Annotated in this window: 23 protein-coding genes; 13 read left to right on the forward strand and 10 right to left on the reverse strand. The window is 71.6% G+C overall.

The genetic code is table 11. From position 1 onward, the window contains the following. Positions 1 to 62: 62 nt before the first annotated feature. The gene (locus tag ABZW11_RS28785; RefSeq protein ID WP_355423453.1) at positions 63 to 917 is read right to left on the reverse strand and encodes an SDR family oxidoreductase; all 855 of its coding nucleotides are present in this window, start codon (positions 915 to 917) and stop codon (positions 63 to 65) included. Positions 918 to 959: 42 nt separating this feature from the next. Between ABZW11_RS28785 and ABZW11_RS28790 the strand changes: the two genes are divergently transcribed. The 4 genes from ABZW11_RS28790 to ABZW11_RS28805 are packed head-to-tail and all read left to right on the forward strand — an operon-like array spanning position 960 to position 4,231. After that, positions 960 to 1,688 (forward strand): enoyl-CoA hydratase family protein, encoded by a 729-nt coding sequence (locus tag ABZW11_RS28790; RefSeq protein ID WP_355423456.1) that lies wholly within the window; start codon positions 960 to 962, stop codon positions 1,686 to 1,688. 8 nt (positions 1,689 to 1,696) lie between these two features. After that, complete coding sequence (locus ABZW11_RS28795) at positions 1,697 to 2,473, forward strand: CoA-transferase (RefSeq protein ID WP_355423570.1); 777 nt, start codon at positions 1,697 to 1,699, stop codon at positions 2,471 to 2,473. Continuing rightward, positions 2,457 to 3,212, forward strand: a complete 756-nt coding sequence (locus tag ABZW11_RS28800; RefSeq protein WP_355423459.1) for a CoA-transferase — start codon at positions 2,457 to 2,459, stop codon at positions 3,210 to 3,212. The genes ABZW11_RS28795 and ABZW11_RS28800 overlap by 17 nt, the downstream gene beginning before the upstream one ends. Further along, a complete protein-coding gene (locus ABZW11_RS28805) occupies positions 3,209 to 4,231 on the forward strand; it encodes a nitronate monooxygenase (RefSeq protein ID WP_355423462.1) in 1,023 nt (340 codons plus the stop codon). The genes ABZW11_RS28800 and ABZW11_RS28805 overlap by 4 nt, the downstream gene beginning before the upstream one ends. Here ABZW11_RS28805 and ABZW11_RS28810 read toward each other — a convergent pair whose 3' ends face one another. Genes ABZW11_RS28810 through ABZW11_RS28820 form a run of 3 tightly spaced genes read right to left on the reverse strand, consistent with a single transcriptional unit; the run spans position 4,232 to position 7,688 of the window. After that, positions 4,232 to 4,903: a pentapeptide repeat-containing protein gene (locus tag ABZW11_RS28810; protein ID WP_355423465.1), complete on the reverse strand. Its 672-nt coding sequence runs from the start codon at positions 4,901 to 4,903 to the stop codon at positions 4,232 to 4,234. A 2-nt stretch (positions 4,904 to 4,905) separates the two neighbouring features. Beyond that, positions 4,906 to 6,456, reverse strand: coding sequence for a glycoside hydrolase family 3 N-terminal domain-containing protein (locus tag ABZW11_RS28815; protein ID WP_355423468.1), 1,551 nt, complete (start codon positions 6,454 to 6,456; stop codon positions 4,906 to 4,908). Between the two features lie 26 nt (positions 6,457 to 6,482). Next, positions 6,483 to 7,688, reverse strand: a complete 1,206-nt coding sequence (locus ABZW11_RS28820; RefSeq protein ID WP_355423470.1) for an acetyl-CoA C-acetyltransferase — start codon at positions 7,686 to 7,688, stop codon at positions 6,483 to 6,485. A gap of 97 nt (positions 7,689 to 7,785) precedes the next feature. Between ABZW11_RS28820 and ABZW11_RS28825 the strand changes: the two genes are divergently transcribed. Both ABZW11_RS28825 and ABZW11_RS28830 read left to right on the forward strand, forming a co-directional pair. Beyond that, entirely contained in the window at positions 7,786 to 8,454 is a 669-nt protein-coding gene (locus ABZW11_RS28825; protein WP_355423472.1) for a TetR/AcrR family transcriptional regulator, read from the forward strand. After that, a complete protein-coding gene (locus ABZW11_RS28830; protein ID WP_355423475.1) occupies positions 8,451 to 9,131 on the forward strand; it encodes a DNA alkylation repair protein in 681 nt (226 codons plus the stop codon). Before ABZW11_RS28825 ends, ABZW11_RS28830 begins: the two co-directional genes overlap by 4 nt. Here the strand turns inward: ABZW11_RS28830 and ABZW11_RS28835 are convergent. After that, positions 9,128 to 9,967, reverse strand: coding sequence for a LysR family transcriptional regulator (locus tag ABZW11_RS28835; RefSeq protein WP_355423477.1), 840 nt, complete (start codon positions 9,965 to 9,967; stop codon positions 9,128 to 9,130). The genes ABZW11_RS28830 and ABZW11_RS28835 overlap by 4 nt on opposite strands. A gap of 88 nt (positions 9,968 to 10,055) precedes the next feature. Here ABZW11_RS28835 and metE point away from each other — a divergent pair, with 88 nt between their 5' ends. Then, positions 10,056 to 12,221 carry a 5-methyltetrahydropteroyltriglutamate--homocysteine S-methyltransferase gene (gene metE / locus ABZW11_RS28840; protein ID WP_355423480.1) on the forward strand — a complete coding sequence of 722 codons (2,166 nt, stop codon included), beginning with the start codon at positions 10,056 to 10,058 and terminating at the stop codon, positions 12,219 to 12,221. On the opposite strand, the gene ABZW11_RS28845 is transcribed toward metE, so the two are convergent. Beyond that, positions 12,218 to 13,171, reverse strand: a complete 954-nt coding sequence (locus ABZW11_RS28845) for a BadF/BadG/BcrA/BcrD ATPase family protein (protein WP_355423483.1) — start codon at positions 13,169 to 13,171, stop codon at positions 12,218 to 12,220. The genes metE and ABZW11_RS28845 overlap by 4 nt on opposite strands. 79 nt (positions 13,172 to 13,250) lie before the next feature. On the opposite strand from ABZW11_RS28845, the gene ABZW11_RS28850 reads away from it, so the two are divergent. From ABZW11_RS28850 to ABZW11_RS28865, 4 genes are all read left to right on the forward strand, one after another. Then, a complete protein-coding gene (locus tag ABZW11_RS28850; protein WP_355423486.1) occupies positions 13,251 to 14,120 on the forward strand; it encodes a MurR/RpiR family transcriptional regulator in 870 nt (289 codons plus the stop codon). 126 nt (positions 14,121 to 14,246) lie between these two features. Beyond that, a complete protein-coding gene (gene ngcE, locus ABZW11_RS28855; protein WP_355423489.1) occupies positions 14,247 to 15,659 on the forward strand; it encodes an N-acetylglucosamine/diacetylchitobiose ABC transporter substrate-binding protein in 1,413 nt (470 codons plus the stop codon). Next, a complete protein-coding gene (locus ABZW11_RS28860) occupies positions 15,659 to 16,570 on the forward strand; it encodes a sugar ABC transporter permease (protein ID WP_355423492.1) in 912 nt (303 codons plus the stop codon). The genes ngcE and ABZW11_RS28860 overlap by 1 nt, the downstream gene beginning before the upstream one ends. Before the next feature lie 9 nt (positions 16,571 to 16,579). After that, positions 16,580 to 17,488 carry a carbohydrate ABC transporter permease gene (locus tag ABZW11_RS28865; protein ID WP_355423495.1) on the forward strand — a complete coding sequence of 303 codons (909 nt, stop codon included), beginning with the start codon at positions 16,580 to 16,582 and terminating at the stop codon, positions 17,486 to 17,488. A 159-nt stretch (positions 17,489 to 17,647) separates the two neighbouring features. Here the strand turns inward: ABZW11_RS28865 and ABZW11_RS28870 are convergent, their stop codons facing one another. Continuing rightward, positions 17,648 to 17,950, reverse strand: coding sequence for a hypothetical protein (locus ABZW11_RS28870; RefSeq protein WP_355423498.1), 303 nt, complete (start codon positions 17,948 to 17,950; stop codon positions 17,648 to 17,650). A 110-nt stretch (positions 17,951 to 18,060) separates the two neighbouring features. On the opposite strand from ABZW11_RS28870, the gene ABZW11_RS28875 reads away from it, so the two are divergent. Continuing rightward, positions 18,061 to 18,537 carry a winged helix-turn-helix domain-containing protein gene (locus ABZW11_RS28875; protein WP_355423501.1) on the forward strand — a complete coding sequence of 159 codons (477 nt, stop codon included), beginning with the start codon at positions 18,061 to 18,063 and terminating at the stop codon, positions 18,535 to 18,537. 41 nt (positions 18,538 to 18,578) lie between these two features. After that, positions 18,579 to 19,082: a GntR family transcriptional regulator gene (locus ABZW11_RS28880; protein ID WP_355423504.1), complete on the forward strand. Its 504-nt coding sequence runs from the start codon at positions 18,579 to 18,581 to the stop codon at positions 19,080 to 19,082. Here the strand turns inward: ABZW11_RS28880 and ABZW11_RS28885 are convergent. Genes ABZW11_RS28885 through ABZW11_RS28895 form a run of 3 tightly spaced genes read right to left on the reverse strand, consistent with a single transcriptional unit; the run spans position 19,072 to position 22,025 of the window. Beyond that, positions 19,072 to 19,890: a carbohydrate ABC transporter permease gene (locus ABZW11_RS28885; protein ID WP_355423507.1), complete on the reverse strand. Its 819-nt coding sequence runs from the start codon at positions 19,888 to 19,890 to the stop codon at positions 19,072 to 19,074. The genes ABZW11_RS28880 and ABZW11_RS28885 overlap by 11 nt on opposite strands. Then, a complete protein-coding gene (locus ABZW11_RS28890) occupies positions 19,887 to 20,771 on the reverse strand; it encodes a sugar ABC transporter permease (protein WP_355423510.1) in 885 nt (294 codons plus the stop codon). The genes ABZW11_RS28885 and ABZW11_RS28890 overlap by 4 nt, the downstream gene beginning before the upstream one ends. Beyond that, positions 20,772 to 22,025, reverse strand: a complete 1,254-nt coding sequence (locus tag ABZW11_RS28895) for an extracellular solute-binding protein (RefSeq protein WP_355423513.1) — start codon at positions 22,023 to 22,025, stop codon at positions 20,772 to 20,774. It lies immediately after the preceding gene. Between the last annotated feature and the right edge of the window lie 5 nt (positions 22,026 to 22,030).

The following is a 22,030-nucleotide window of genomic DNA, read 5'->3' on the forward strand; positions in this document are numbered from 1 at the left end:
ACCCTCCGAAGGCGAGTCACGGCTCCCCGTGGAGCGGGGTGAGCGCCCTCCGAAGCAGGCGGTCAAGGTGGGGTGGTGGTGAGGAGGTGCCAGGCGGGGACTTCGCCGCCGCCGTCCACGCGGACCTCGGCGCCGGTCACGTAGCCCGGGGCGGCCAGCCACAGGCAGGCGGCGGCGACGTCCTCGGGGGTGGCCGGGCGGCCGGCCGGGATCGCGGAGGCGTCCACGTCGCGGCCGCCGTAGTGGGCCGCCGCGTCGGGGGTGGCGGCCAGGCCGACGACGACCGTGTTCACGCGGACGTGGGGCGCCCATTCCGCGGCCAGGCAGCGGGCCAGGTGGTGCAGCCCGGCCTTGGCGGCGCCGTACGCGGCGGTGCCCGGCGACGGCCTGGCCCCGCCGGCGCTGCCGATCATCACGACGGCCCCGCCCACGGCGGCGAGCAGCGGGTACGCGCGCTGCGCCACCAGCAGCGGGGCCGTCAGGTTGAGCTCGATGACCTTGGCGTGCAGGCGCGGCGAGGTGCCCGCCAGTGGCGCGGGCGGCGACCCACCGGCGTTGTTGACCACCACGTCGAGCCGCTCGAACCCGGATATCAGCCGCTCCACGTCCTCAGGCACCCGCACGTCGGCCCGCACGAACCGAGGAGCCGGCAGCTCTCCCTGCGGATCCGCACGGGGCGGCCGCGGGTCTCCCCCTGGATCTGCGCGAAGAGGCCGCGAACCTTCCTCTGGTTCCGCGCGAGGGGGCTGCGGAGCTGCGTGAGGGGGGCGCGAGTCGTTCGCTGGGGGTGGGGTGCGGGCGCAGATGGTGACGGTGGCGCCGGCCGCTTGGAAGGCCCTGGCGATGCCGGCGCCGATGCCGCGGGTGCCGCCCGTCACCAGGACGTGCTTGCCCGCGTAGTCGTAAGAGACGGTCACGGGTGCTACCGTACCAAGCAAGCGTTAGGTGGAGGAGAGTGGATGGGGATCTCGCTGCTGGACGGGCCCGTCGCGGAGGTGGTCGTGGACGTGCCGCCGGTGAACGCGCTGGCCGTACGCCACTGGGAGGAGCTGGCGCGGGCTCTGCGCACGGCCGGCGACGACCCCGCGACCAGGGTGGTCGTGCTGCGGGCCGAGGGCCGCGGGTTCAACGCCGGGGTGGACATCAAGGAGATGCGCGACACCGACGGCTTCACCGCCCTGGTCGGGGCCAACCGCGCCTGCCACGCGGCCTTCGCCGCCGTCTACGAGTGCGCCGTCCCCGTGATCGCCGCCGTGCACGGTCACTGCCTGGGCGGCGGCATCGGGCTGGCGGGCAACGCGGATGTGGTGGTGGCCAGCGAGGACGCCTACTTCGGGCTGCCCGAGGTGGACAGGGGCGCGCTCGGCGCCGCCACCCACCTGGCCAGGCTGGTGCCCGGCCATCTGATGCGGGCGATGGTCTACACGTGCAGGAACGCGACGGCGGCGCAGCTGCACGCGTTCGGGTCGGTGCTGGAGGTGGTGCCGCGCGGCAAGCTGCGGGACGCCGCCATGGAGGTGGCCGGGAAGATCGCCGCCAAGGACCCGTACGTGATCCGCCGCGCCAAGGAGTCGCTCAACGGCATCGACCCGATCGACGTCAACCGCAGCTACCGCTTCGAGCAGGGCTTCACCTTCGAGCTGAACCTGATGGGCGTCGGCGACCGGCACCGGGAGCGGTTCGCGTGAGCAAGGTGATGACGGCCTGCGACGTGGCCGGCCAGGTGGAGAGCGGCATGACGGTCGGGATCGGCGGCTGGGGGTCCCGGCGCAAGCCCATGGCGCTGGTCTCGGCCCTGCTCCGCTCCCCCGTACGCGACCTCACGATCGTCTCCTGCGGCGGCCCCGACGTCGGCATGCTCTGCGCGGCGGGGAAGGTGCGCAGGGTGGTGGCCCCGTTCGTCACGCTCGACACCATCCCCCTGGAGCCGCACTTCCGGCGGGCCAGGCAGCGCGGCGAGATCGCGTTCACCGAGTACGACGAGGGCATGTTCATGTTCGGCCTGCTCGCGGGGGCGTACCGGCTGCCGTTCCTGCCGACGCGGGCGGGGCTCGGCTCCGACGTGCTGCGGGTCAACCCTGAGCTGCGGACGGTGCGGTCGCCGTACGGGGACGGGGAGGAGCTGGTCGCGGTGCCCGCGCTGACCATGGACGTGGCCCTCGTCCACCTCAACAGGGCCGACCCGCGGGGCAACGCCCAGTACCTGGGGCCCGATCCGTACTTCGACGACCTCTACGCCAAGGCGGCGGCACGGTGTTACGTCTCGTGCGAGCGGCTGGTGGACCCGGCCGACCTGCTCAAGGAGGGCCCTGTGCAGTCGTTGCTGATCAGCCGGTCGATGGTGGCGGGGGTGGTGGAGGCGCCGGGCGGTGCGGGGTTCACCTCGTGCGAGCCCGACTACGGGCGCGACGAGGCGGCGCAGCGGGTGTACGCCGAGACTCCTTGGGAGGACTACCGTGAGCGGCTCGGCTGAGACGACGACCGCGACCACGACGCGGGCTGACGTGTGCGTGGTGGCGTGCGCGGAGGCGTTCAGGGGTGACGGGGAGATCCTGGCGGCCGGGATCGGCGGGCCCGTCACGGTGCTGGCGGCGCGGCTGGCGCGGCTGACGTTCGAGCCCGACCTGCTCACCAGCGACGGCGTCTGCCTGCTCACCGGCGACGTGCCCGCGCTGGGGGCGGCGCCTGAGGTGGTGGAGGGGTGGCTGCCGTTCCGCGACCACCTGTGGCTGGTGCTGAACGGACGCCGGCACGTCATGCTCGGCGCGAGCCAGATCGACCGGTACGGCAACACGAACATCTCCTGCGTCGGCGACTGGGCGCGTCCCAAGGCGCAGCTCCTGGGGGTGCGCGGGGCGCCGGGCAACACGCGCTGCGACCCGACCAGCTATTGGATCCCCCGGCACGGGCGGCGGGTGTTCGTGCCCGAGGTGGACATGGTGAGCGGCGTCGGCACCGACCGGGGCGCGTACGAGCTGCGCCGCGTCGTGACGAACCTCGCCGTCCTCGACTTCTCCGGCCCCGGCGGGACGATGCGGCTGGTGTCGGTGCATCCTGGCGTGAGCGTGGCCGACGTGGTGGCCGCGACGGGGTTCGAGCTGTCCGGGGCCGACGGGGATGTGCCGCGTACGCGGGAGCCGGCCGCCGAGGAACTGCGGGTGCTCGGCCGCCTCGACCCCGGCCGGCTGCGCGAGCGCGAGGTGCCGGCGTGAGGACCGCGCTGACCTCGCTCGTCGGCTGCCGGTACCCGATCGTGCAGACCGGCATGGGGTACGTCGCGGGCGCCCGGCTCGCCGCCGCCACGTCGCGGGCCGGTGGGCTCGGCGTCATCGGGGCGGCCACCATGTCGGTGCCCGAGATGACGGCGGCCGTCAGGCGGGTGAAGGAGCGTACCGACGCGCCCTTCGGGGTGAACCTGCGTGCCGACGCCGACGACGCGGCCGAGCGGGTGGAGGTGCTGGTCAGGGAGGGGGTGCGGGTGGCGTCGTTCGCGCTGGCGCCGCGCCCTGAGCTGATCTCCCGGCTCAAGGACGCCGGGGTCGTGGTGATCCCGTCGGTGGGGGCGCGGCGGCACGCCGAGAAGGTGGCGGAGTGGGGGGCGGACGCGGTCATCGTGCAGGGCGGCGAGGGCGGCGGTCACACCGGGCCCCTCGCGACCACGCTGCTTCTCCCGCAGGTGGTGGACGCGGTGGACATCCCGGTCGTCGCGGCCGGCGGGTTCTTCGACGGGCGTGGGCTCGTGGCGGCGCTCGCGTACGGGGCCTGCGGGATCGCCATGGGCACCCGCTTCCTGCTGACCAGCGACTCGCCGGTGCCCGGCGAGGTGAAGCGGGTCTACCTGGCGGCCCGGGAGACCGTGGTGACCAGGAACGTGGACGGGGTCCCGCACCGGGTCCTGCACACGCCGTTCGTGGCCTCCCTTGAGCGGTCGCGGCTCGTGCGGGCGGTGGTCAACGCGGCCCGCTTCAAGCGGCTCTCAGGGCTGTCGTGGGGGTCGCTGCTGCGCGAGGGGCGGCGTATGCGGCGCGGGCGGGAACTGACGTGGGCCCAGGTGCTCCAGGCCGCCAACACGCCGGTGCTGCTGCGGGCGGCCATGGTCGGGGGGCGGGCGGACCTGGGAGTGATGGCGTCGGGGCAGGTGGTCTCGGTGCTGGACGACCTGCCGTCGTGCCAGGAACTGATCGAACGCGTCATGGCAGAGGCCAAGACCACCCTCGCCCGTCTCCCTTGACTAGAGAACGGTGATGCCGCGGGCGGCGAGGATGGCGGCGGCCTGCGACTGGGTGATGACGGCGCCGGCGAAGGCGCGGAGTCTGGTGTCGTCTGGTTCGCCGAGGTCGGCGCCTCTCAGGTCGGCCTTCGCGAACTTGGCGCTCAGGAGGCGGGTGCCTCGGAGGCGGCAGTCCACCAAGGTCGCCTCGGTGAAGTCGCAGCCCGACAGGTCGGCGTCGTCGAAGCGGACTCCTTCGATGGTCTCGCCGCGCAGCGAGCAGCCGCCGAGGTTGGCGAGGGTCAGGTTGCAGCGGGACAGCGTGAAGCCGGTGCCGCGCGAGCCGGTGAGCATCGCGCCGATCATGCGGCAGCCGGTGAACGACGCGTCGGTCAGCAACGCCCCGCCGAACTGCGCGGAGGACAGGTCGACGTCGGTGAAGCGGGCGTCGATGAGGTCGGCGTCGGCGAACCGGATGCGCATGCCGCCCCCGCCGGTGAACACGGCCCCGTCGAGGTCGGCCTTGCGGAGGTCGGCGCCCTCCAGGACGCACGACTCGAAGCGGGCGCCGGCCAGCGGCGCGCCCCACAGGTCGGCCTCGGTGAGGTCGCACTCGCGGAAGACGTGGGTCTCGTCGGGAGAGAGCCGCTCGGCCAGCGCCTGGTGGGAGAGGTCCGCGCCGTCGAAGATCACCGTCAGAGGCTACCAGTCAGCACCTCGGCGGCGGCCTGTCCGCAGACCCTGGCGGACCCGTACGTGGCGATGTGCACGGCGCCGAGGTCGGAGCGTACGGGCAGCCCCATCTCGACCACGACGGCGTCGGGACGGACCCCGAGCAGGCGCCGCAGCGCCTCGGCCTGCCAGGGGTGCCGGTGCGCGTCCCTGACGACCACGACCAGCGGGCGGTCACCGGTGAGCACGAGCAGGCGGTCCAGCTCGGCCCCCGTGGCCGAGCCGGCGGTGAGGCGGGTGGCGGTGGTGCCGGGCCGCAGGCGGGCGAGCGGCTCCCCGACGCCCCACGGGGTGGCCTTGTCGATGGCCAGGTTCATCTCGGGGGCCAGCTCGACGACGTGCGGCGCAGGTCCGATGGGCAGCACGGTCGCGGTGGAGCGGCGGGTGACGCGGACGGCACGGCGGGCCGCCTCCAAGCCGACCCCGCCGTCGGAATGGCGGGGCGCCTCCAGGCCCGTCCCGCCGTCGGAGTGGCGGGCCGCCTCCAGGCCGGTCCCGCCGTCGGAGTGGCCACGGCTGCCCGAGGAGGCGGCCCAGCCGGCCAGCTCGCGGACCCTTCGAGCGGCGTCGGCCAGCCGCTCCTCGGGCAGCAGTCCGGTGGTGACGGCGGTCGCGATCGCGTCGCGGACGCCGTCGGCGGTGGCCTCGTCGGCGTGCTCGCCGCCGACGCAGATGGCGTCGGCCCCGGCGGCCAGGGCTCGGGCGGAGGCGCCGCCGATCCCGTACGCCTCCGACACGGCCGCCATCTCGATGCCGTCGGTGATGATCAGCCCGTCGAACCCGAGCTCCTCGCGCAGCAGCCCGGTGAGCACCTTGGGGCTGAGCGTGGCGGGCCGCTCGGCGTCGTACGACGGCACGAGCAGGTGCCCGGTCATGATCACCTTGACGCCCTCGTCGATGGCCTCGCGGAACGGGTGCAGCGCGTCCTGGATCCCGCTCTCGGCGACGACGGGCACGCCGTGGTGGGAGTCGACCGTGGTGTCGCCGTGCCCGGGGAAGTGCTTGGCGGTGGCCGCCACCCCGGCGGACTGCAGGCCGCGGACGAACGCGCGGGTGTGCCGGGCGACCAGGGACGGGTCGGCGCCGAAGGCGCGCAGGCCGATGACGGGGTTGTCGGGGTTGGAGTTGACGTCGGCCGAGGGGGCGAAGTCGATGTCGATGCCGGCCCTGGCCAGGTCGTGGCCGAGGTCGCGGGCCAGGGCTTCGGTGAGCCGTACGTCGTCCACGACGCCGAGCGCGTACCCGCCGGGCCTGCTGCTGCCGGTGGCCACCTCCAGCCTGGTGACCTCGCCCGACTCCTCGTCGGTGCCGATGAGCACCGAGGGGTTCTCCGCGCGCAGCTCGGCGGTGAGCCGGGCGAGCCCGCCGGGGTCGGCGATGTTGCGGGAGAACAGCGCGACGCCGGCCAGCCCGGCGCCGAGCCGGCGGCGCAGCCAGTCGGGCGGGGTGTGGCCGGTGAAGCCGGGGAAGAGCACGGCGTCGGCGAGGCGAAGCAGGTCACCGCTGAGGGACATGCACCGCAATCTAATAGGAAAGTTTCCTATTTGCTAGAGGCATTTTCTGACGTCAACCCACTCCCATCAGCGCGGAGCTCCGGGAGGCGTTCGACGACGGTGACGTTCGCCTGTCCCCCGCCCTCGCACATCACCTGCAGGCCGTACCTGCCGCCGGTGCGCTCCAGCTCGTGCAGCAGCTTGACGGCCAGCACCGCGCCGGTCGCGCCGAGCGGGTGGCCGAGCGCGATGGCGCCGCCGTTGGGGTTGACGCGGCCGGGGTCGGCGCCGGTCTCCTTGATCCAGGCCGCCACGACGGACGCGAACGCCTCGTTGATCTCGATGACGTCGAAGTCGCCGATCTCCATGCCGGTGGCGCGCAGGGCGTGCGCGGTGGCCGGGATGGGGGCCGACAGCATCATGATCGGGTCGTCGCCGCGGGCCGACAGGTGGTGGACGCGGGCGCGCGGGGCCAGGCCGTGCTCGCGTACGGCTCGGGGCGAGGCGACGAGCAGGGCGGCGGCGCCGTCGGAGATCTGCGAGGCCAGCGCGGCGGTCAGGCGGCCGCCCTCGGTCAGGGGTTTGAGCGTGGCCATCTTGTCCGGAGTGGTGTCCCTGCGCGGGCCCTCGTCGGTGGTGACCCCCTCGTACGGGGCGATCTCGCGGCCGAAGCGTCCGGCGTCGATGGCGTCCAGGGCCCGGCGGTGCGAGGCGTACGCGTACCGCTCCATCTCCTCGCGCGACAGCTCCCAGCGCTCGGCGATCATCTCCGCGCCGGCGAACTGGGAGACCTCGCGGGTGCCGTACCGCTCGGTCCAGCCCTTGGAGCCCGAGTACGGCGTCTCGTGCCCGAGCGGCCGGCCCGCGAGCATGGCGGCGGAGATGGGCACCATGGACATGTTCTGCACGCCGCCCGCCACCACCAGGTCGGCGGTGCCGGACAGCACCGCCTGGGCGGCGAAGTGCAGCGCCTGCTGCGAGGAGCCGCACTGCCGGTCCACGGTGACGCCCGGCACCTGCTCCGGCAGCCCGGCGGCCAGCCAGCAGGTACGCGCGACGTCCCCCGCCTGCGGCCCGATCGTGTCCACGCAGCCGAAGATCACGTCGTCCACGGCCGCCGGATCGGCGCCCGTGCGGGCCATCAGCTCCTTCAGCACGTGGGCCCCGAGATCGGCGGGGTGGGCCGCGGACAGGCCGCCGTTCCTGCGCCCGACCGGGGTGCGGACGGCGCCGACGATGTACGCCTCGCTCATCTCCGTATCGTAACAAGCGCTTGGTCGAGCCGGGAACGCCGTATGAGCTGGCACTGTTGTGTGAACAAGCGATTGTCTGAGGGCTCATAATGGTGACGTGACGACGCGAAAGAACTCCGGCACCACCACCGCCCCGGCGAAGCGCCAGCGCGCGACCTCATCGGGGTCCGCGTCAGAGCGCCGTGACCACCTCGTCAAGCTCGCCGCGGAGCTCTTCGCGCGCAAGGGCTTCCAGGCCACGACCGTACGCGAGATCGCCAACGAGGCCGGCATCCTCTCCGGCAGTCTTTACCACCACTTCGACTCCAAGGAGACGATCGTCGACGAGGTGCTGTCCACCTTCCTCGACGACCTGCTCGCCCGCTACCGCGCCGCGCTCGACTCGAGCCCCGACCCGCGCGCGGTGCTGGAGGAGATGGTCCGCATCGGCTTCGGCACGCTGGAGCCCCACCGCTCGGCCATCACCGTGATGCAGAACGACTGGAACTACCTGCGCCAGTTCGAGCGCTTCAACTACCTTGTCAAGGCCGAGGACGAGGTCGAGCAGATCTGGGTCTCGCAGATCAAGGCCGGGCAGGCGGCCGGGCTGCTGCGGGCCGACGTCGACCCCAAGCTGACCTACCGGATGATCCGCGACACGATCTGGGTGGCGGTGCGCTGGTTCCGTCCAGGCGGCAGGCTCAACACGGCCGGGCTGGCCGAGCACTACATCACCGTGCTCTTCGACGGCATCGCCACGGGCGACCGCACCACGCACAAGGGATGAGCCTCGGCAAGGCGGTGCGGCTGGCACTGCAGGAAGTGGCCGAGCCCGGCAAGGCCGAGACGATGCGGGCCTACATGAAGTCGGAGATGCCGTTCCTCGGCGTGAAGGCGGTGCCCAGACGGTCGGTGCTGCGGGTGGTGTTCTCCGAGCACCGGCTGGAGAGCGCGCCCGAGTGGCGGCGCGCGGTGCTGTCGCTGTGGCGGGAGGCCGAATACCGCGAGGAGCGCTACGCCGCCATCGAGCTGTCCGGCCACCGCCTCTACCGGGACTACCAGACCCTCTACACGGTCCCCATGTACGAGGAGATGATCGTCACCGGCGCCTGGTGGGACCTGGTCGACGAGCTGGCCACGCACCGCATCGGCCACCTGCTCGCCACCTACCCCGAGTCCATGCGCCCGATGATGCTCGAGTGGGCCCACGACGCCGACCTGTGGAAGCGGCGCACGGCCATCCTGTGCCAGAACCGCTTCAAGGAGCGCACCGACACGGCCCTGCTCTACGCGTGCATCGAGCCGAGCCTGTCCGACAACGAGTTCTTCGCCCGTAAGGCGATCGGCTGGGCGTTACGCGAATATGCCAAGGTCAACCCCGCCGAGGTCGTCCGCTACGTCCGGGCGAAGGGCCTGACGGGGCTCAGCAAGCGCGAGGCGCTGAGGAACGTGCCCGTCACCTAGCGGGTCCACAGCGCGTCCTGCACGGCCTGCACGAGGGCCATCAGCTCAGGGGTGACCCGCTCCCTCGACCAGGCCAGCGCGTACGTGATGCGCAGCCCGCCCGCGTCCAGCGGCACGAACCGCACGTCGTCGCGCCGGACCGTGCGCACCAGCAGGTGCGGGATGGGCAGCAGCCCGGCGCCGGCCGCCACCAGGTCGAGCGCGGCGGCGAAGTCGTCGTCGGCCACCAGCCGCGGCCTGCCCGGCAGCCCCTGCCACGGGCGGCTCGCCGGGGTCAGCAGCACCTCGGCGGTCAGGTCGGCGGCGCTCGCCTTCGTGCGCGCGGCCAGCCGGTGCCCGGCGGGCACGGCCAGGTGGTCCACCGTGACGTGGAACCTGGCCGCCGTGACGAACTGGGCGGGCGCCGGCGTCGCCAGGATCGCGGCCGACACCTCGTGATCGGCCAGCGCCCGTGCCGCGGCCGCCCGTCCCGCGGCGCGCAGCTCGACCCCGATGGACGGGGTGCGGCTCGCGAGCCGTCTGGCGATCCTGGCCGCCAGTGCGCCGACGAGCGGTGGATAAGCCAGGTGAATGGTCGGTCTGGCCAGCCTGGCCGCCTCGTCGCCGAACGCGCGTACCGACTCGATCACCTGCTCCGCGTACGCGAGCAGCGCCTTGCCCTGGGCGGTGAGCCGCACCTCGCGGGCGCTGCGCTCGAACAGCCTGGTGCCGGTGGCGCGTTCGAGCCGGGTGACGGCCTGGCTCATCGCCGGCTGGGACATCCCCAGGTCGGCCGCCGCAGCCGAGAAGCTCAGCCGCTCGGCCACCCGCGTGAAGCACTGGATCTCCCTGAGCATAAGCAACACCAATACATGGTGCACGACGTGGCGACGAGTCGGCACGATGCGAGCGACCTGATCGTCCTTGCTGAGGGAGTCGAAACCCATGTCCCCAACCGCCGTCTTCCCCGCCTCCACGGTGCTCGGTTACCCGAGGATCGGGCCGCGCAGGGAGCTGAAGCGGGCGCTGGAGTCGTACTGGGCCGGGCGGTCCACCCGGGCCGAGCTCGACCGGGTGGGCGCCGAGCTGCGCGAGCGCACCTGGCGGCGGCTGGCCGAGCTGGGGCTCGACGGGCTGCCGTCCAACACCTTCTCCTTGTACGACCACGTGCTGGACACGGCGGTGCTGCTGGGGGCGGTGCCGAAGCGGTATCGCGACGCGGCCGACCCCTATTTCGCGATGGCCAGGGGCACCGAGGAGCTGGCGCCGCTGCGGATGACCAAGTGGTTCGACACGAACTACCACTACATCGTGCCGGAGATCGGGCCTGAGACGGTGTTCGAGCTGGACGCGGCCAAACCCCTGGGCGAGGTGCGCGAGGCGCGGGCCCTGGGGCACGAGACGCGGCCCGTGGTGGTGGGGCCGGTCACCTTCCTGCTGCTGGGCGGGGCGCTGGAGCGGCTGGACGACGTGCTCGGGCCCTACGAGGAACTGCTGGCGGCGCTCGCCGCCGAAGGGGTCGCCTGGGTGCAGCTCGACGAGCCCGCGCTGGTCGGTGACCGGACGCCGGAGGAGCTCGACGCGGTGCGGCGGGCGTACGAGCGGCTGGGCGCCGTGACGGCGCGGCCCGCGCTGCTGGTGGCCGCCCCCTACGGCGACCTCGGGGAGGCGCTGCCGGTGCTGGCCGGCACGCCCGTGGAGGCCGTCGGGCTCGACCTGGTACGCGGCGGCGTCCCCGCTGTCGATCTGACCGGCAAGACGGTGGTCGCCGGGGTGGTGTCGGGGCGCGAGGTGTGGCGGACCTCGCAGGAGCGCGCACTGGCGGCCCTCGCGGCCGTCCGGGCCTCCCGGGTCACCGTCTCCACCTCGTGCTCTCTGCTGCACGTCCCCTACACGCTGGCCGCCGAGCCCGGCCTGGACCCGGCGCTGAAGGAGCGGCTGGCCTTCGCCGAGGAGAAGGTGGCCGAGGTGGTGGCACTCGCCGCGGCGGACCGCCCCGCGCCTGGGTCCGTGGCCGAGACGTCCCCGCCGCTCGGCGCCCCGCTCGGCACCCCGGTCGCGCGCGAGGAGCGCGGGCCGTACGCGGTGCGGGCCGCCGCGCAGGCCGCCCGCCTGGGGCTGCCGCCGCTGCCGACCACCACGATCGGCTCGTTCCCGCAGACCGGCGAGCTGCGCGCGGCCCGCGCGGCGGTGGTGGCCGGGACGCTGTCGCAGGCGGACTACGAACGGCGGGTCGAGGCCGAGATCGAGCGGGTGATCCGGCTGCAGGAACGGCTCGGGCTCGACGTCCTCGTGCACGGCGAGCCGGAGCGCAACGACATGGTGCAGTACTTCGCCGAGCACCTCGACGGGTTCGCGGTCACCAGGAACGGCTGGGTGCAGTCGTACGGCTCTCGTTGCACGCGGCCCCCGATCCTGCACGGCGACGTCGCCAGGCCCGCCCCGATCACCGTGCGGTGGGCCACGTACGCGCAGTCGCTGACGGACCGGCCGGTCAAGGGGATGCTCACCGGGCCCGTCACGATCGTGGCCTGGTCGTTCATCCGGGACGACCTGCCGCTGCGCGACGTGGTGTTCCAGGTGGCCGACGCGATCAGGGACGAGGTGCGCGACCTGGAGGCGGCCGGCGTGCGGATCATCCAGGTGGACGAACCCGCCCTGCGCGAGCTGCTGCCGCTGCGCCGCGCCGCCCAGTCCGACTACCTGGAGTGGGCGGTGGCGGCGTACCGGCGGGCCACGTCGGGGGCGAGCGACCACACCCAGATCCACACCCACCTGTGCTACTCCGACGCCGACCAGATCCTCGCCGCCATCGACGGCCTGGACGCCGACGTCACCACCATCGAGTCCGCCCGTTCCGGCGGCCGGATCCTCGGCTCGGTCCCGGGGTTCGGGCGCGGTCTCGGCCCCGGCGTCTACGACATCCACTCACCCCGTGTCCCCGCCGTGGACGAGGTCGAGGCTCTCCTGCGCCGGACCGTCGAGGCGCTTCCGGTCGAGCGCGTGTGGGTCAACCCGGACTGCGGCCTGAAGACGAGGACGTACGAGGAGGTGGAGGCGTCGCTGACCAATGTGATCACCGCCACCCGCCGCCTCCGCGCGGAACTTTAGGGGGCGGTGGTGAAGGCGGCGTGGCGGGAGGCGGCTTCCGGTTCGGTGAGCAGCGGCCGGGCGGCGAGCCAGGCCGCCGCCCCCGCGCCGTCCCTGGCCGTCGCGACCCGCTCACCGGCCAGCAGCTCCGTGACCGCGTCACGGACGGGCCCGTCGTTGGTCAGCACGCTGCCCGCGAGCACCACGGGCCCGGACACGTGCACCCGCCGCAGCGTGGCCACCAGATGCCCGGCCGCCCGCCTGACGATCCCCTCCGCCACCGGGTCACCGGCCGCGGCGGCCTTGCTGACCGGCGCCGCCAGGGCGGCCAGCCCCATGTGATCGGCCTGCGCCACCCGCACGACCCGATCGGCGATGGCACGCGGGGTCTCGGGGCGTTCCTGACCGAGGACGTGGGTGAGGACCAGGTCGGTCAGGAGGTCGCCGGGAACCGGGAGGCGGCCCCGGTCGAGGGACGCGATGACCGCCTTGGCGGCCTCGCGGCCGATCCAGAAGCCGGAGCCCTGGTCGCCGAGCAGCCACCCGAGCCCGTCCGCGATCCGCGCCACCTCGAAGCCCGCCACCCGGGTGGCGACCGCGCCCGTCCCCGACAGCAGCAGCGAGCCGTCGGGCTCGGCGGAGCCGGCGGCGTACGCGATGGTCACGTCCCGGACATAGACCGGCGGCTGAGGGATGCCGTGCGCGGCCCAGAGCGCGGCCAGCTCGGGCACCATCGCGGCGGTGTGTCCCGCGACACCCGCCAGCGAGGCGGCGACGCGGCTCCCGTCGAGCGAGTCCAGCGCCTCCTTCAGCGCGGCGCCGATCGCCGCGACGGCCCTGGCGAGCCCGTGGGCGGTCGGGTTGCCGGCGGCGGCCCGCGCGTAGCCCACCCTCCGGCCGTCGAGCGTGTGCACGGACACCCGCGTGGAGGTGGCGCCGGCATCGACACCGACCACTAGCGATTCAGTCACGGAACGAGTCTGGGGGTTGACGCGACCGGTAAGCAAGAATAATTTTCGCCAGAAGACCGAGTATTCGGAAGGAATATTCGTGACTTCAGGAGCGCTCGGGCGCGTCGAAACAGAACTACCCGGCTTGCCGGAGGCCCTACGCAGGGTCGGCGAGGTGATCCTCGGCGATCCGGCCGAGGCCGCGCGCTCGACCATCATCGCGCTGGCCGAACGCGCGGGCAGCTCGCCCGCCACCGTGACCAGGTTCTGCCGGGCCTTCGGGTTCTCCGGCTACGCCGAGCTGCGGGTCGCGCTGGCCACCGAGACCGGCCGCGCCGCGCAGGCCGGCTGGGGCGCGGGCGTCGGCCACGAGATCGGCCCCGACGACCCGCTCGACGCGGCCATCGTGGTGATGGCCGCCGCCGACACCCGGCTCATCCAGGACACCGCGGCCCAGCTCGACCTCGACGTGGTGGGCCGGGTGGCCGCCGCGATCGTGGCCGCGCCGCGCGTGCTCCTGGTCGGCGTCTCCACCAGCGGGAACGTCGCCACCATGCTCGAAGGGCGGCTGCGCCGCATCGGCATCCCCGTCTGGAGCGCGGGCGACGCCCACGTGGCGCTGTCGGAGGCGGCGCTGATGAAGGCGGGCGACGTGGCCATCGGGATCAGCCACCGCGGGCGTACCAGGGAGGTCATGGAGGCGCTCGCCGAGGCGGGCGGCCACGGCGCGCTGACCGTCGCCGTCACCTCCTTCGCCCGCTCCCCCCTCGCCGAGCTGGCCGACCTGGTGCTGACCACCGCGAGCAGGGAGACCACGTTCAGGCTCGGCGGGCTCGCGGCCGTCCACTCGCAGCTGTTCGTGCTGGACGCGGTGTACGTGGCGGTCGCGCAGCTCACGTACGAGCGGACGAACGAGGCCTTCGAACGCACGATCAGGGCCGTCGAGGGCCACCGGGTGGAGAGAGGCTGAATGACGCTCCCCGCGCGAGGCCGCCCACGACCGGCGTCCTGGCCCCCCCCTCAGGCGATCACTCAAGCCCCTGCCACCGGACGGGGCTCCACCACAGCGGACCATGAAAGGTCAGGAATAGCCACCATGCCTCACACCCCCCGTATCAGCAGGCGCGAACTCCTCCGCGGCGCGGCGCTCGTGCCCGTGGCGGGCGCGCTGGCCGCCTGCGCCACCCCGGCCGCCCAGCCGGCGCAGTCCAGCTCGGCCGCCCCCGCGGCGACCAGCGCGGCGAACCCGTTCGGCGTGGCCAACGACAAGCCGCTGGAGGTGTGGATCTTCGACGGCGGCTTCGGCCAGGAGTACGCCACGAACATCCACCAGCCGCTGTTCAAGTCGAAGTATCCGAGCGTGGAGATCAAGCACAACTCCACCAAGGAGATCACGAAGATCCTGCAGCCGCGCTTCGCCGGCGGCAACCCGCCCGAGGTCATCGACAACTCGGGCGCGAACTTCATGGACTTCGGCGCGCTCTCCCAGGACGGCCAGCTCCAGGACCTGACCCCGCTGCTGGACGCGCCGAGCTGGGACGACCCGAACGTCAAGGTCCGCGACACCATCGACCAGTCGGTCGTCGACATCGGCATGTACGACGGCAGGTTCAGCGTGCTGGGCTACGTCAACTACATCCACGGCATCTGGTACTCGCAGAAGGTCTTCAGGGAGAACGCGTGGGAGGTGCCGAAGACCTGGGACGCGTTCCTCGCGCTGTGCGAGACCATCAAGAAGTCCGGCAAGATGGCGCCCTTCACCTACGCCGGCAAGTTCCCCCAATACCTCTACGAGCCGCTGCTCACCATGGCCGCCAAGATCGGCGGCAACGAGGTGCTGGTGAACATCGACAACCTGGAGGACGGCGCCTGGACGACGGAGGCCATGAAGACCGCCGCCGCGGCCTGGGCCGAGGTGGGCGCCAAGTATCTCATGCAGGGCACGACCGGCCTCGACCACGTACAGACGCAGACCGCCCAGAACAAGTACAAGGTGGCCATGCTGCCGTCCGGCTCGTGGCTGGAGAACGAGCAGAAGACCACCACGCCGGACGACTTCGAGTACGGCATGTTCCCCATCCCCGACGTCACCGGCTCCGACAAGCTGCCGTACGGCACCCTGCACACCCAGCCGGGCGAGAACTTCATCGTCTCCTCGCGCAGCGCGCACCCGCAGGCGGGCCTGGAGTACCTGCGGGCCATGCTGTCGAAGAAGGCCGCCGGTGACTTCAGCGCGCTCGTACGCACGATGACCGTGGTCAAGGGCGCCACCGAGGGCCGCGACATCTCCCCCGGCGTCACCAGCGCCTCGAAGGCGGTCGCGGACGCCGGCGACAACACCGTCTACTACCGCTGGTTCAACTGGTACGGCCCGCTCAAGGACGAGGCCATCGCCGCCACCGGCGAGCTGATGTCCGGCAACCTCACCGCCGACAAGTACCTTGAGCGCATCCAGAAGAAGGCCGACGAGATCAAGAACGACTCCTCGATCAAGAAGTACAAGCGCTGATGACCTTCAACAGGTATCGCCGCGGGCTGTTCATCACCTCGTTCCTGGCAGCCCCGGTGATTCTCTACCTGGTGTACGTGATCGCCCCGTACGTCCAGGCGTTCTACATCGCGATGACGGACTGGCGCGGCGTGACGGCCGCGCCGCGGTTCATCGGCCTGGAGAACTTCCAGCGGCTGTTCGCCGACACCGCGTTCTGGAAGGCCGTCACCCACAACGCGGCCCTGCTCGTGCTGCTGCCACTGATCACGATCGTGATCGCGCTGTTCTTCGCGTTCCTGCTGAACGTGGGCGGCCGGCAGGGCACGTCGGGCATCCGCGGCTCGAAGTTCTACCGGGTGGTCTTCTTCTTCCCGCAGGTGCTGGCCGTGGCCGTGGTCGCGGTGCTGTTCCAGCAGGTGTTCAGGCCCGACGGCAGCGGCATGCTGAACGGGCCGCTGATGGCGCTCGGGCTCGAACCCGTCGGCTTCCTGTCCGACCCCGACGTGGCGTTCTGGTCGGTGCTGAGCGTCATGGTGTGGCAGGCGGTCGGCTTCTACGTCGTGCTGTTCTCCGCCGGCCTCGCGAGCATCCCGAAGGACATGTTCGAGGCGGCGCAGATCGACGGGGCGAGCCGGATCAGCCTGTTCTTCCGCATCACGCTGCCGCTGCTGTGGGACACCGTGCAGGTCGCCTGGGTCTATCTCGGCATCCTCGCCCTGGACGTGTTCGCCATCGTCTGGGTGATGACCCTGCAGCACGGCGGCCCCGACCGCTCGACGACGGTCATGGCCGCCGAGATCTACCGCAACGCCTTCGAGTACTTCCGCTTCGGCTATGCCTCGGCTCTGGGCGTGGTGATGTTCTTCTTCACGGTCGGCTTCGCGATCTTGTCGCTGCGCCTGTCCCGGCGCGAACGAATCGAGTACTAGGTGACGACGATGACCTCGTGGACCGCGGCCAACTCGCGCAAGCTCGCGCGCGCCGAGCGCAGGAACCGGCTGGGGCCGCTCGGGGTGCTGACGCACCTGGCCCTGCTGATCTGGACGCTGCTCGTGATGGTCCCGATCGTGTGGACGTTCCTCGCCTCGGTCAAGAGCGAGGACGAGATCTTCGGCGACGCCTGGTCGCTGCCCGCCTCGCTGCGCTGGGACAACTTCGCGCGGGCCTGGGAGCAGGCGCACATCGGGCAGTACATGCTCAACAGCGTCATCGTCGTGTCGTTCAGTACGTTCGGGACGATGCTCATCGGATCGATGGCGGCGTACGTGCTGGCCCGGTATCCCTTCCGCGGGAACCGGGCCATCTACCTGCTGTTCGTCTCGGGGCTGGCGTTCCCCGTCTATCTGGCGCTGACGCCGCTGTTCTTCGTCGTGCAGAACATGGGCAACCTCCCCCTGATCGGGCCGTTCATCGGCCTGAACACGCACGCGGGGGTGGTGCTGGTCTACATCGCGTACTCGATGCCCTTCACGGTCTTCTTCCTGTCGGCGTTCTTCAGGACGCTGCCGACCGCCGTGGGCGAGGCCGCGATGGTGGACGGGGCCTCGCACACCCGCGTCTTCTTCCAGATCATGCTGCCGATGGCCCGGCCAGGGATCATCAGCATCACGATCTTCAACATCCTGGGCCAGTGGAACCAGTACCAGCTCCCGCTCATCCTTCTGCAGGAGCGCGACAAGTGGGTCCTGACCATGGGCATCGCCGACATCTCCACGGCCGCCGGCTACGACCAGGACTGGTCCGCCCTCTTCGCCGCCCTGACCCTGGCCATCCTTCCGATGCTGATCGTCTACACGGCCTTCCAACGCCAGATCCAGGCCGGCCTCACCTCGGGAGCACTGAAGTAAGCAGACGCGCCGCCCGGGCGGGCGTCCGACGCGCAGGACACCCGCCCGGCCTTGGCGCGCCAGGACGATCGACGCGTACTCGGCGGCCCTCGGACGCATCGATGAGCCGGCTTCTTGACGATCCGTGGAACAAAGCCGACTCGTGCTGAGGACGTGTCGTCACCTGGCGTCGCCCGTGCGGAGTTGTTCCCACATCGCCGTGGTGATGGCGCGGCGGCCACGGGCGGCCTCGTCGACGAAGAAGGCGTCGCCGTGCCTGCGGGTCCTGCGGATGAAGCTCTCGCCGCCGTAGTCGCACAGCTCGTAGCTGATCGACTGGTACGGGCAGGTGAAGTCGCGTACGCGGACGGAGTGGCCCATCGGCCGGATGGGGGTCCACACCAGTTTCTTGTAGTCGGGGTTGGCGGGCGGGAGGTGTGTCGACAGACACCTGTCGTCATCTGGGACGGGGCAGATCGTCATGCCTGAACCATAGCTCTGGTCGTCTGCGCTTGTCTGGTTGCACAGGAAACTCTGTCTAGATAGACAGAGCGATATGGGCACTCTTGCCCGCGTTGGCCTATGTTGCCTACGTGCTCGACTACGAAGGCGACACGCACGTCTACATCCAGATCGCCAACATCCTCAGAGAGCGGCTGAAGAATCTGTCGGCGGGCGACCCGGTGCCGAGCGAGGCGGACATCCAGTACGAGTTCGGCGTCGCCAGGACGACGGCCCGGCGCGCGATCCACGTGCTGCGCGAGGAAGGGCTCATCTACACCGTCCAAGGGGAGGGCGCCTTCGTCGGGCCGCCGGCGGGCGGACCGCGCAAGAAGCGCAAAGTGCCGCTCTACCAGCAGATCGCCACGGAGATCGCGGGCGACATCAAAGCGGGGAAATACCGTCCCAGGCGTCCCATCCCCGGCGAGACGGCGCTCGTGAAGGAGCACGACGTGGCGCGCGAGACCGTCCGCAGGGCGATGGCGCTGCTGCGCGAGCAGGGCTGGATCTACACCGTGCCGCAGCGGGGCAGCTATGTGTCACCCGAGGAGAAGTGGCCGAAGGACTGATCATGCCTGTCCGGCCGTAGGCAGACGTCTACGATACGAGCATGCTCGACCGTGACGGTCCCGTCCCCCTCTACGTCCAGGTGGCCGAGGTGCTGCGCGAGCGGATCGCGGGCGGGGAGTTCAGGGTCGGCGACGCGCTGCCGAGCGAGGCGGCGCTGGAGGAGGAGTTCGGCATCGGGCGCACGACCGCCCGCAACGCGGCCCGCGAGCTGCGCAGGCGCGGCCTGGCCCACACCGTGCGCGGCGAGGGCACGTTCGTCGGTCCTGCGGGGGTGCCCAGGGCGAAGCCGAGCAGGGCACTGTACGTGCCGATCGCGGCGGCGGTCGCGGCCCGCATCACGCGCGGCGAGCTGCGGCCCGGCCGCGCGGTCCCCGACGCGGGCACGCTGTCGCGTCACTACGGCGTCGCCAGGGTCACCGCCCGCCAGGCCGTCGCCCTCCTGGTACGCCAGGGCTGGGCGATCGAGACTCCCCCGCGCGGCATCCGCGTGGCCGACCCGTCCGCCTGGCCCCGCGAACCCGAGCCCGCGCCATCTAGCCTTTGACGGCACCCGCTGTCATGCCTGTGCCGACGTTGCGTTGCAAGAACAGGAAGAGCAGCAGGGCGGGCAAGGCGAACAGGCTGGCGGCGGCCATGGTGGCGCCCCAGTCGGTGCCGAAGACGTCCCTGAAGGACGAGAGCCACACCGGCAGGGTGCGCTTGTCCTGAGCCTTGATGATCAGCACGTTCACGAACGCGAACTCGTTCCACGCGGTGATGAAGCCGAACAGGGAGGTCGCCATCAGGCCGGGTGCCAGCAGTGGGAAGACCACGCGGCGGAAGGCCGTCATGCGGCTGCACCCGTCCACCTGGGCGGCCTCCTCCAGCTCCGGCGGGATGGCGGCGAGGAAGCCGCGCAGCGTCACGATCGTGAAGGGGAGGGTGAACATGAAGTAGACGCCGGTCAGCATGGCGAGCGAGTCGAGCAGGTCGGTGTCGCGGGCGATGACGAACACCGGCACCAGCAGCGCCTCCCAGGGCGCCATCTGCGCGGCGAAGACCGCCACCACGAACGGGCCGCGCCCGCGCCAGCGCATCCGCGCCACCGCGAAGGCCGCGAGCAGCGCCACCACGAGCGCGATCAGCACCGCGCCCACGGTCACCAGGAGGCTGTTGCGCCAGTACGTCCAGAACCCCGGCGCGTTGACGGCCGTGACGAAGTGGTCGAGCGTCGGGTTCGCGGGCCAGAAGGTGGGCGTGGCCGACTGGATGTCGCGGGTGGGCTTGAAGGCCGTCAGGAACATCCAATAGACGGGGAAGATCGTGGTCAGGAGCACGGCGACGGCCGTGGTGTTGAGCAGGACTCTTCTCATGAGCGGACCATCCGGCGCAGGTTGCTGATCAGGGCTGCGGCGAGCACGAGCACCAGCAGGATGGCCACCGCGGAGCCGAGGTCGTAGCGGTGCAGCACGCGGGCGACCTTGAACGCGTAGACGGGCAGGGTGGTCGTGGCGTCGCCGGGGCCGCCCTGGCTGAGCACCCAGATCTGCGGGAAGCACTTGGCCACCCAGATGATCTCCAGTGAGGTGATGAGCGCGAACAACGACCTGAGCATCGGGAAGGTGACGTGGCGGAACACCTGCCGGCCGGTGCCGCCGTCGATCCTGGCCGACTCGAACAGCTCACTGGGGATCGTGGTGAGGCCGGCGTACAGGGTGAGCGCGGCGAACGGCACCGACTGCCACACCACGAGCGCCACGAGCACGGCGAACGTGGCGGTGCCGTTCGCGAACCAGGTGTAGCCGGCGAACGAGTCGAAGCCGAGCGTGACCAGCAGCCAATTGACGATGCCCAGCTCCGACTGGAACAACCACTGGAACACCGTGGTCGCCGCGATGATCGGCATGGCCCAGGCGAGGGCGAGCGCGCTCATCAGGGCGAGGCGCAGCCCGCGGCGCAGGTGCTGGAGCATGAGCGCGACGCCGGTGGCCAGGCCCACGATGAGCACGACGTTGATCACCGTCCACACCAGCGTGCGCAGCAGCACCTGCCAGAACTGCTCGCCGCCGAGCAGCTCGGCGTAGTTGTCCAGGCCGACGAACGCGGCCCCGCCCCTGATCAGCTCCCCCATGCGGAAGTGCTGCAGGGAGATCAGCAGCGCTTTGAGCAGCGGGTAGAGCAGGAGGAAGGCCCCGCCCGCCACCGTGGGCGCGATGAGCAGGTAGGGCCAGTACGAGCGGCTCCTCGACCACATTCAGGATCCGCTGTTCAGGGTCGTGGTGATCGACTCGGAGACCTTCTTCGCCTCGGCCGCCGGGTCGCCGCCGGTGAGCACGGCGGTCATGTACTGCTTGATCACGGAAGTGGCCTCGACGGCGGCCCAGTTGGGGGTGTTGGGGGTGGCGCGGCCGTTGGCGGCCGCCTTGGCCATGGCCGCGGTGCCCTCGTCGCCGTCGAGCACGCCGGCCAGGGAGGTACGGTTCGGCACGAAGCTCATGGTCTTGGCCAGCTCGGTCTGGAACTGCTCCCCCGCCAGCGCCTTGACCACCTCGTACGCCTGCTCCTGACGCCGGGAGGCGGCCGGGATGACGAGGTCGGAGCCGCCGGTGAAGACGGTGCCCGGCTTGTCGGCCGTCTTGCCGGGGATGGTGAAGAAGCCGATCTCGTCCTTGAGCCCGGCATCCACCTCCAGCACGCGGGCGGCGATGCCCGGCACGGCGATGATCTGGGCGACCTTGCCCTGCGCGAACACCTCGTGCTGCGGCGGGTTGGCCTCGTCGGCGTCCTTGGGGCCCTTGCCGAGCGCCTGGAGCCGCTTGTAGAAGTCCATGGCGGCGAGCGCCTGCGGGGTGTCGAGCGCGCCCTTCCACCGGCCGCCCTCCTGGACGGCGAGGTCGCCGCCCTCGTCCCAGACGAAGCCGGCGAGGGCGTACCAGGTCTGGCCGGTCAGGTATATGCCCTGATTGCCGTCTTTGTTGAGCTTTGAGGTGATGTCCAGCCACTCGTCGCGGGTGGCGGGCGGCTCCTTGATCCCGGCCTTCTCGAACAGCTCCTTGTTGTAGACGACCACGCGGTTGGCGGCGTACCACGGGATGCCGTACTGCTTGCCGTCCACGTTGCCCGGCTGCGCCAGGCCCGGCAGCCAGTCCTCGCCCTTGAGGTCGGCCACCTTCGCGGTCAGGTCGGTCACGCCGCCGCTGGCGCTGTACTGGGCGACCTGGGTGTTGCCGACCTCGATCACGTCGGGGGCGTCGGTGCTGGCCAGGGCCGCGGTGACGCGCTCGCCGATGCCGTCCCACTGCTGGATCTGGATGTCGAGGTCCACGTCCTGGTGCGCGGCCTCGTACTCGGTCTCGAACTTCTTCAGCAGCTCCTGCGTGACGCTGCCGTCCATGATCCAGACGGTCAGCTCGGCGGGGGCGTCCGGCGTGGCCGCCTGCGGCTCCTGGGCCGTGCCGCACGCCCCGAGCGCGAACACGGCCGCGAGGGCCAGGATGCGGTTCTTCATGACGT

The organism is Nonomuraea sp. NPDC004580, from assembly GCF_040609855.1.
In the GTDB taxonomy this organism is placed as follows: Bacteria; Actinomycetota; Actinomycetes; order Streptosporangiales; family Streptosporangiaceae; genus Nonomuraea; species Nonomuraea salmonea.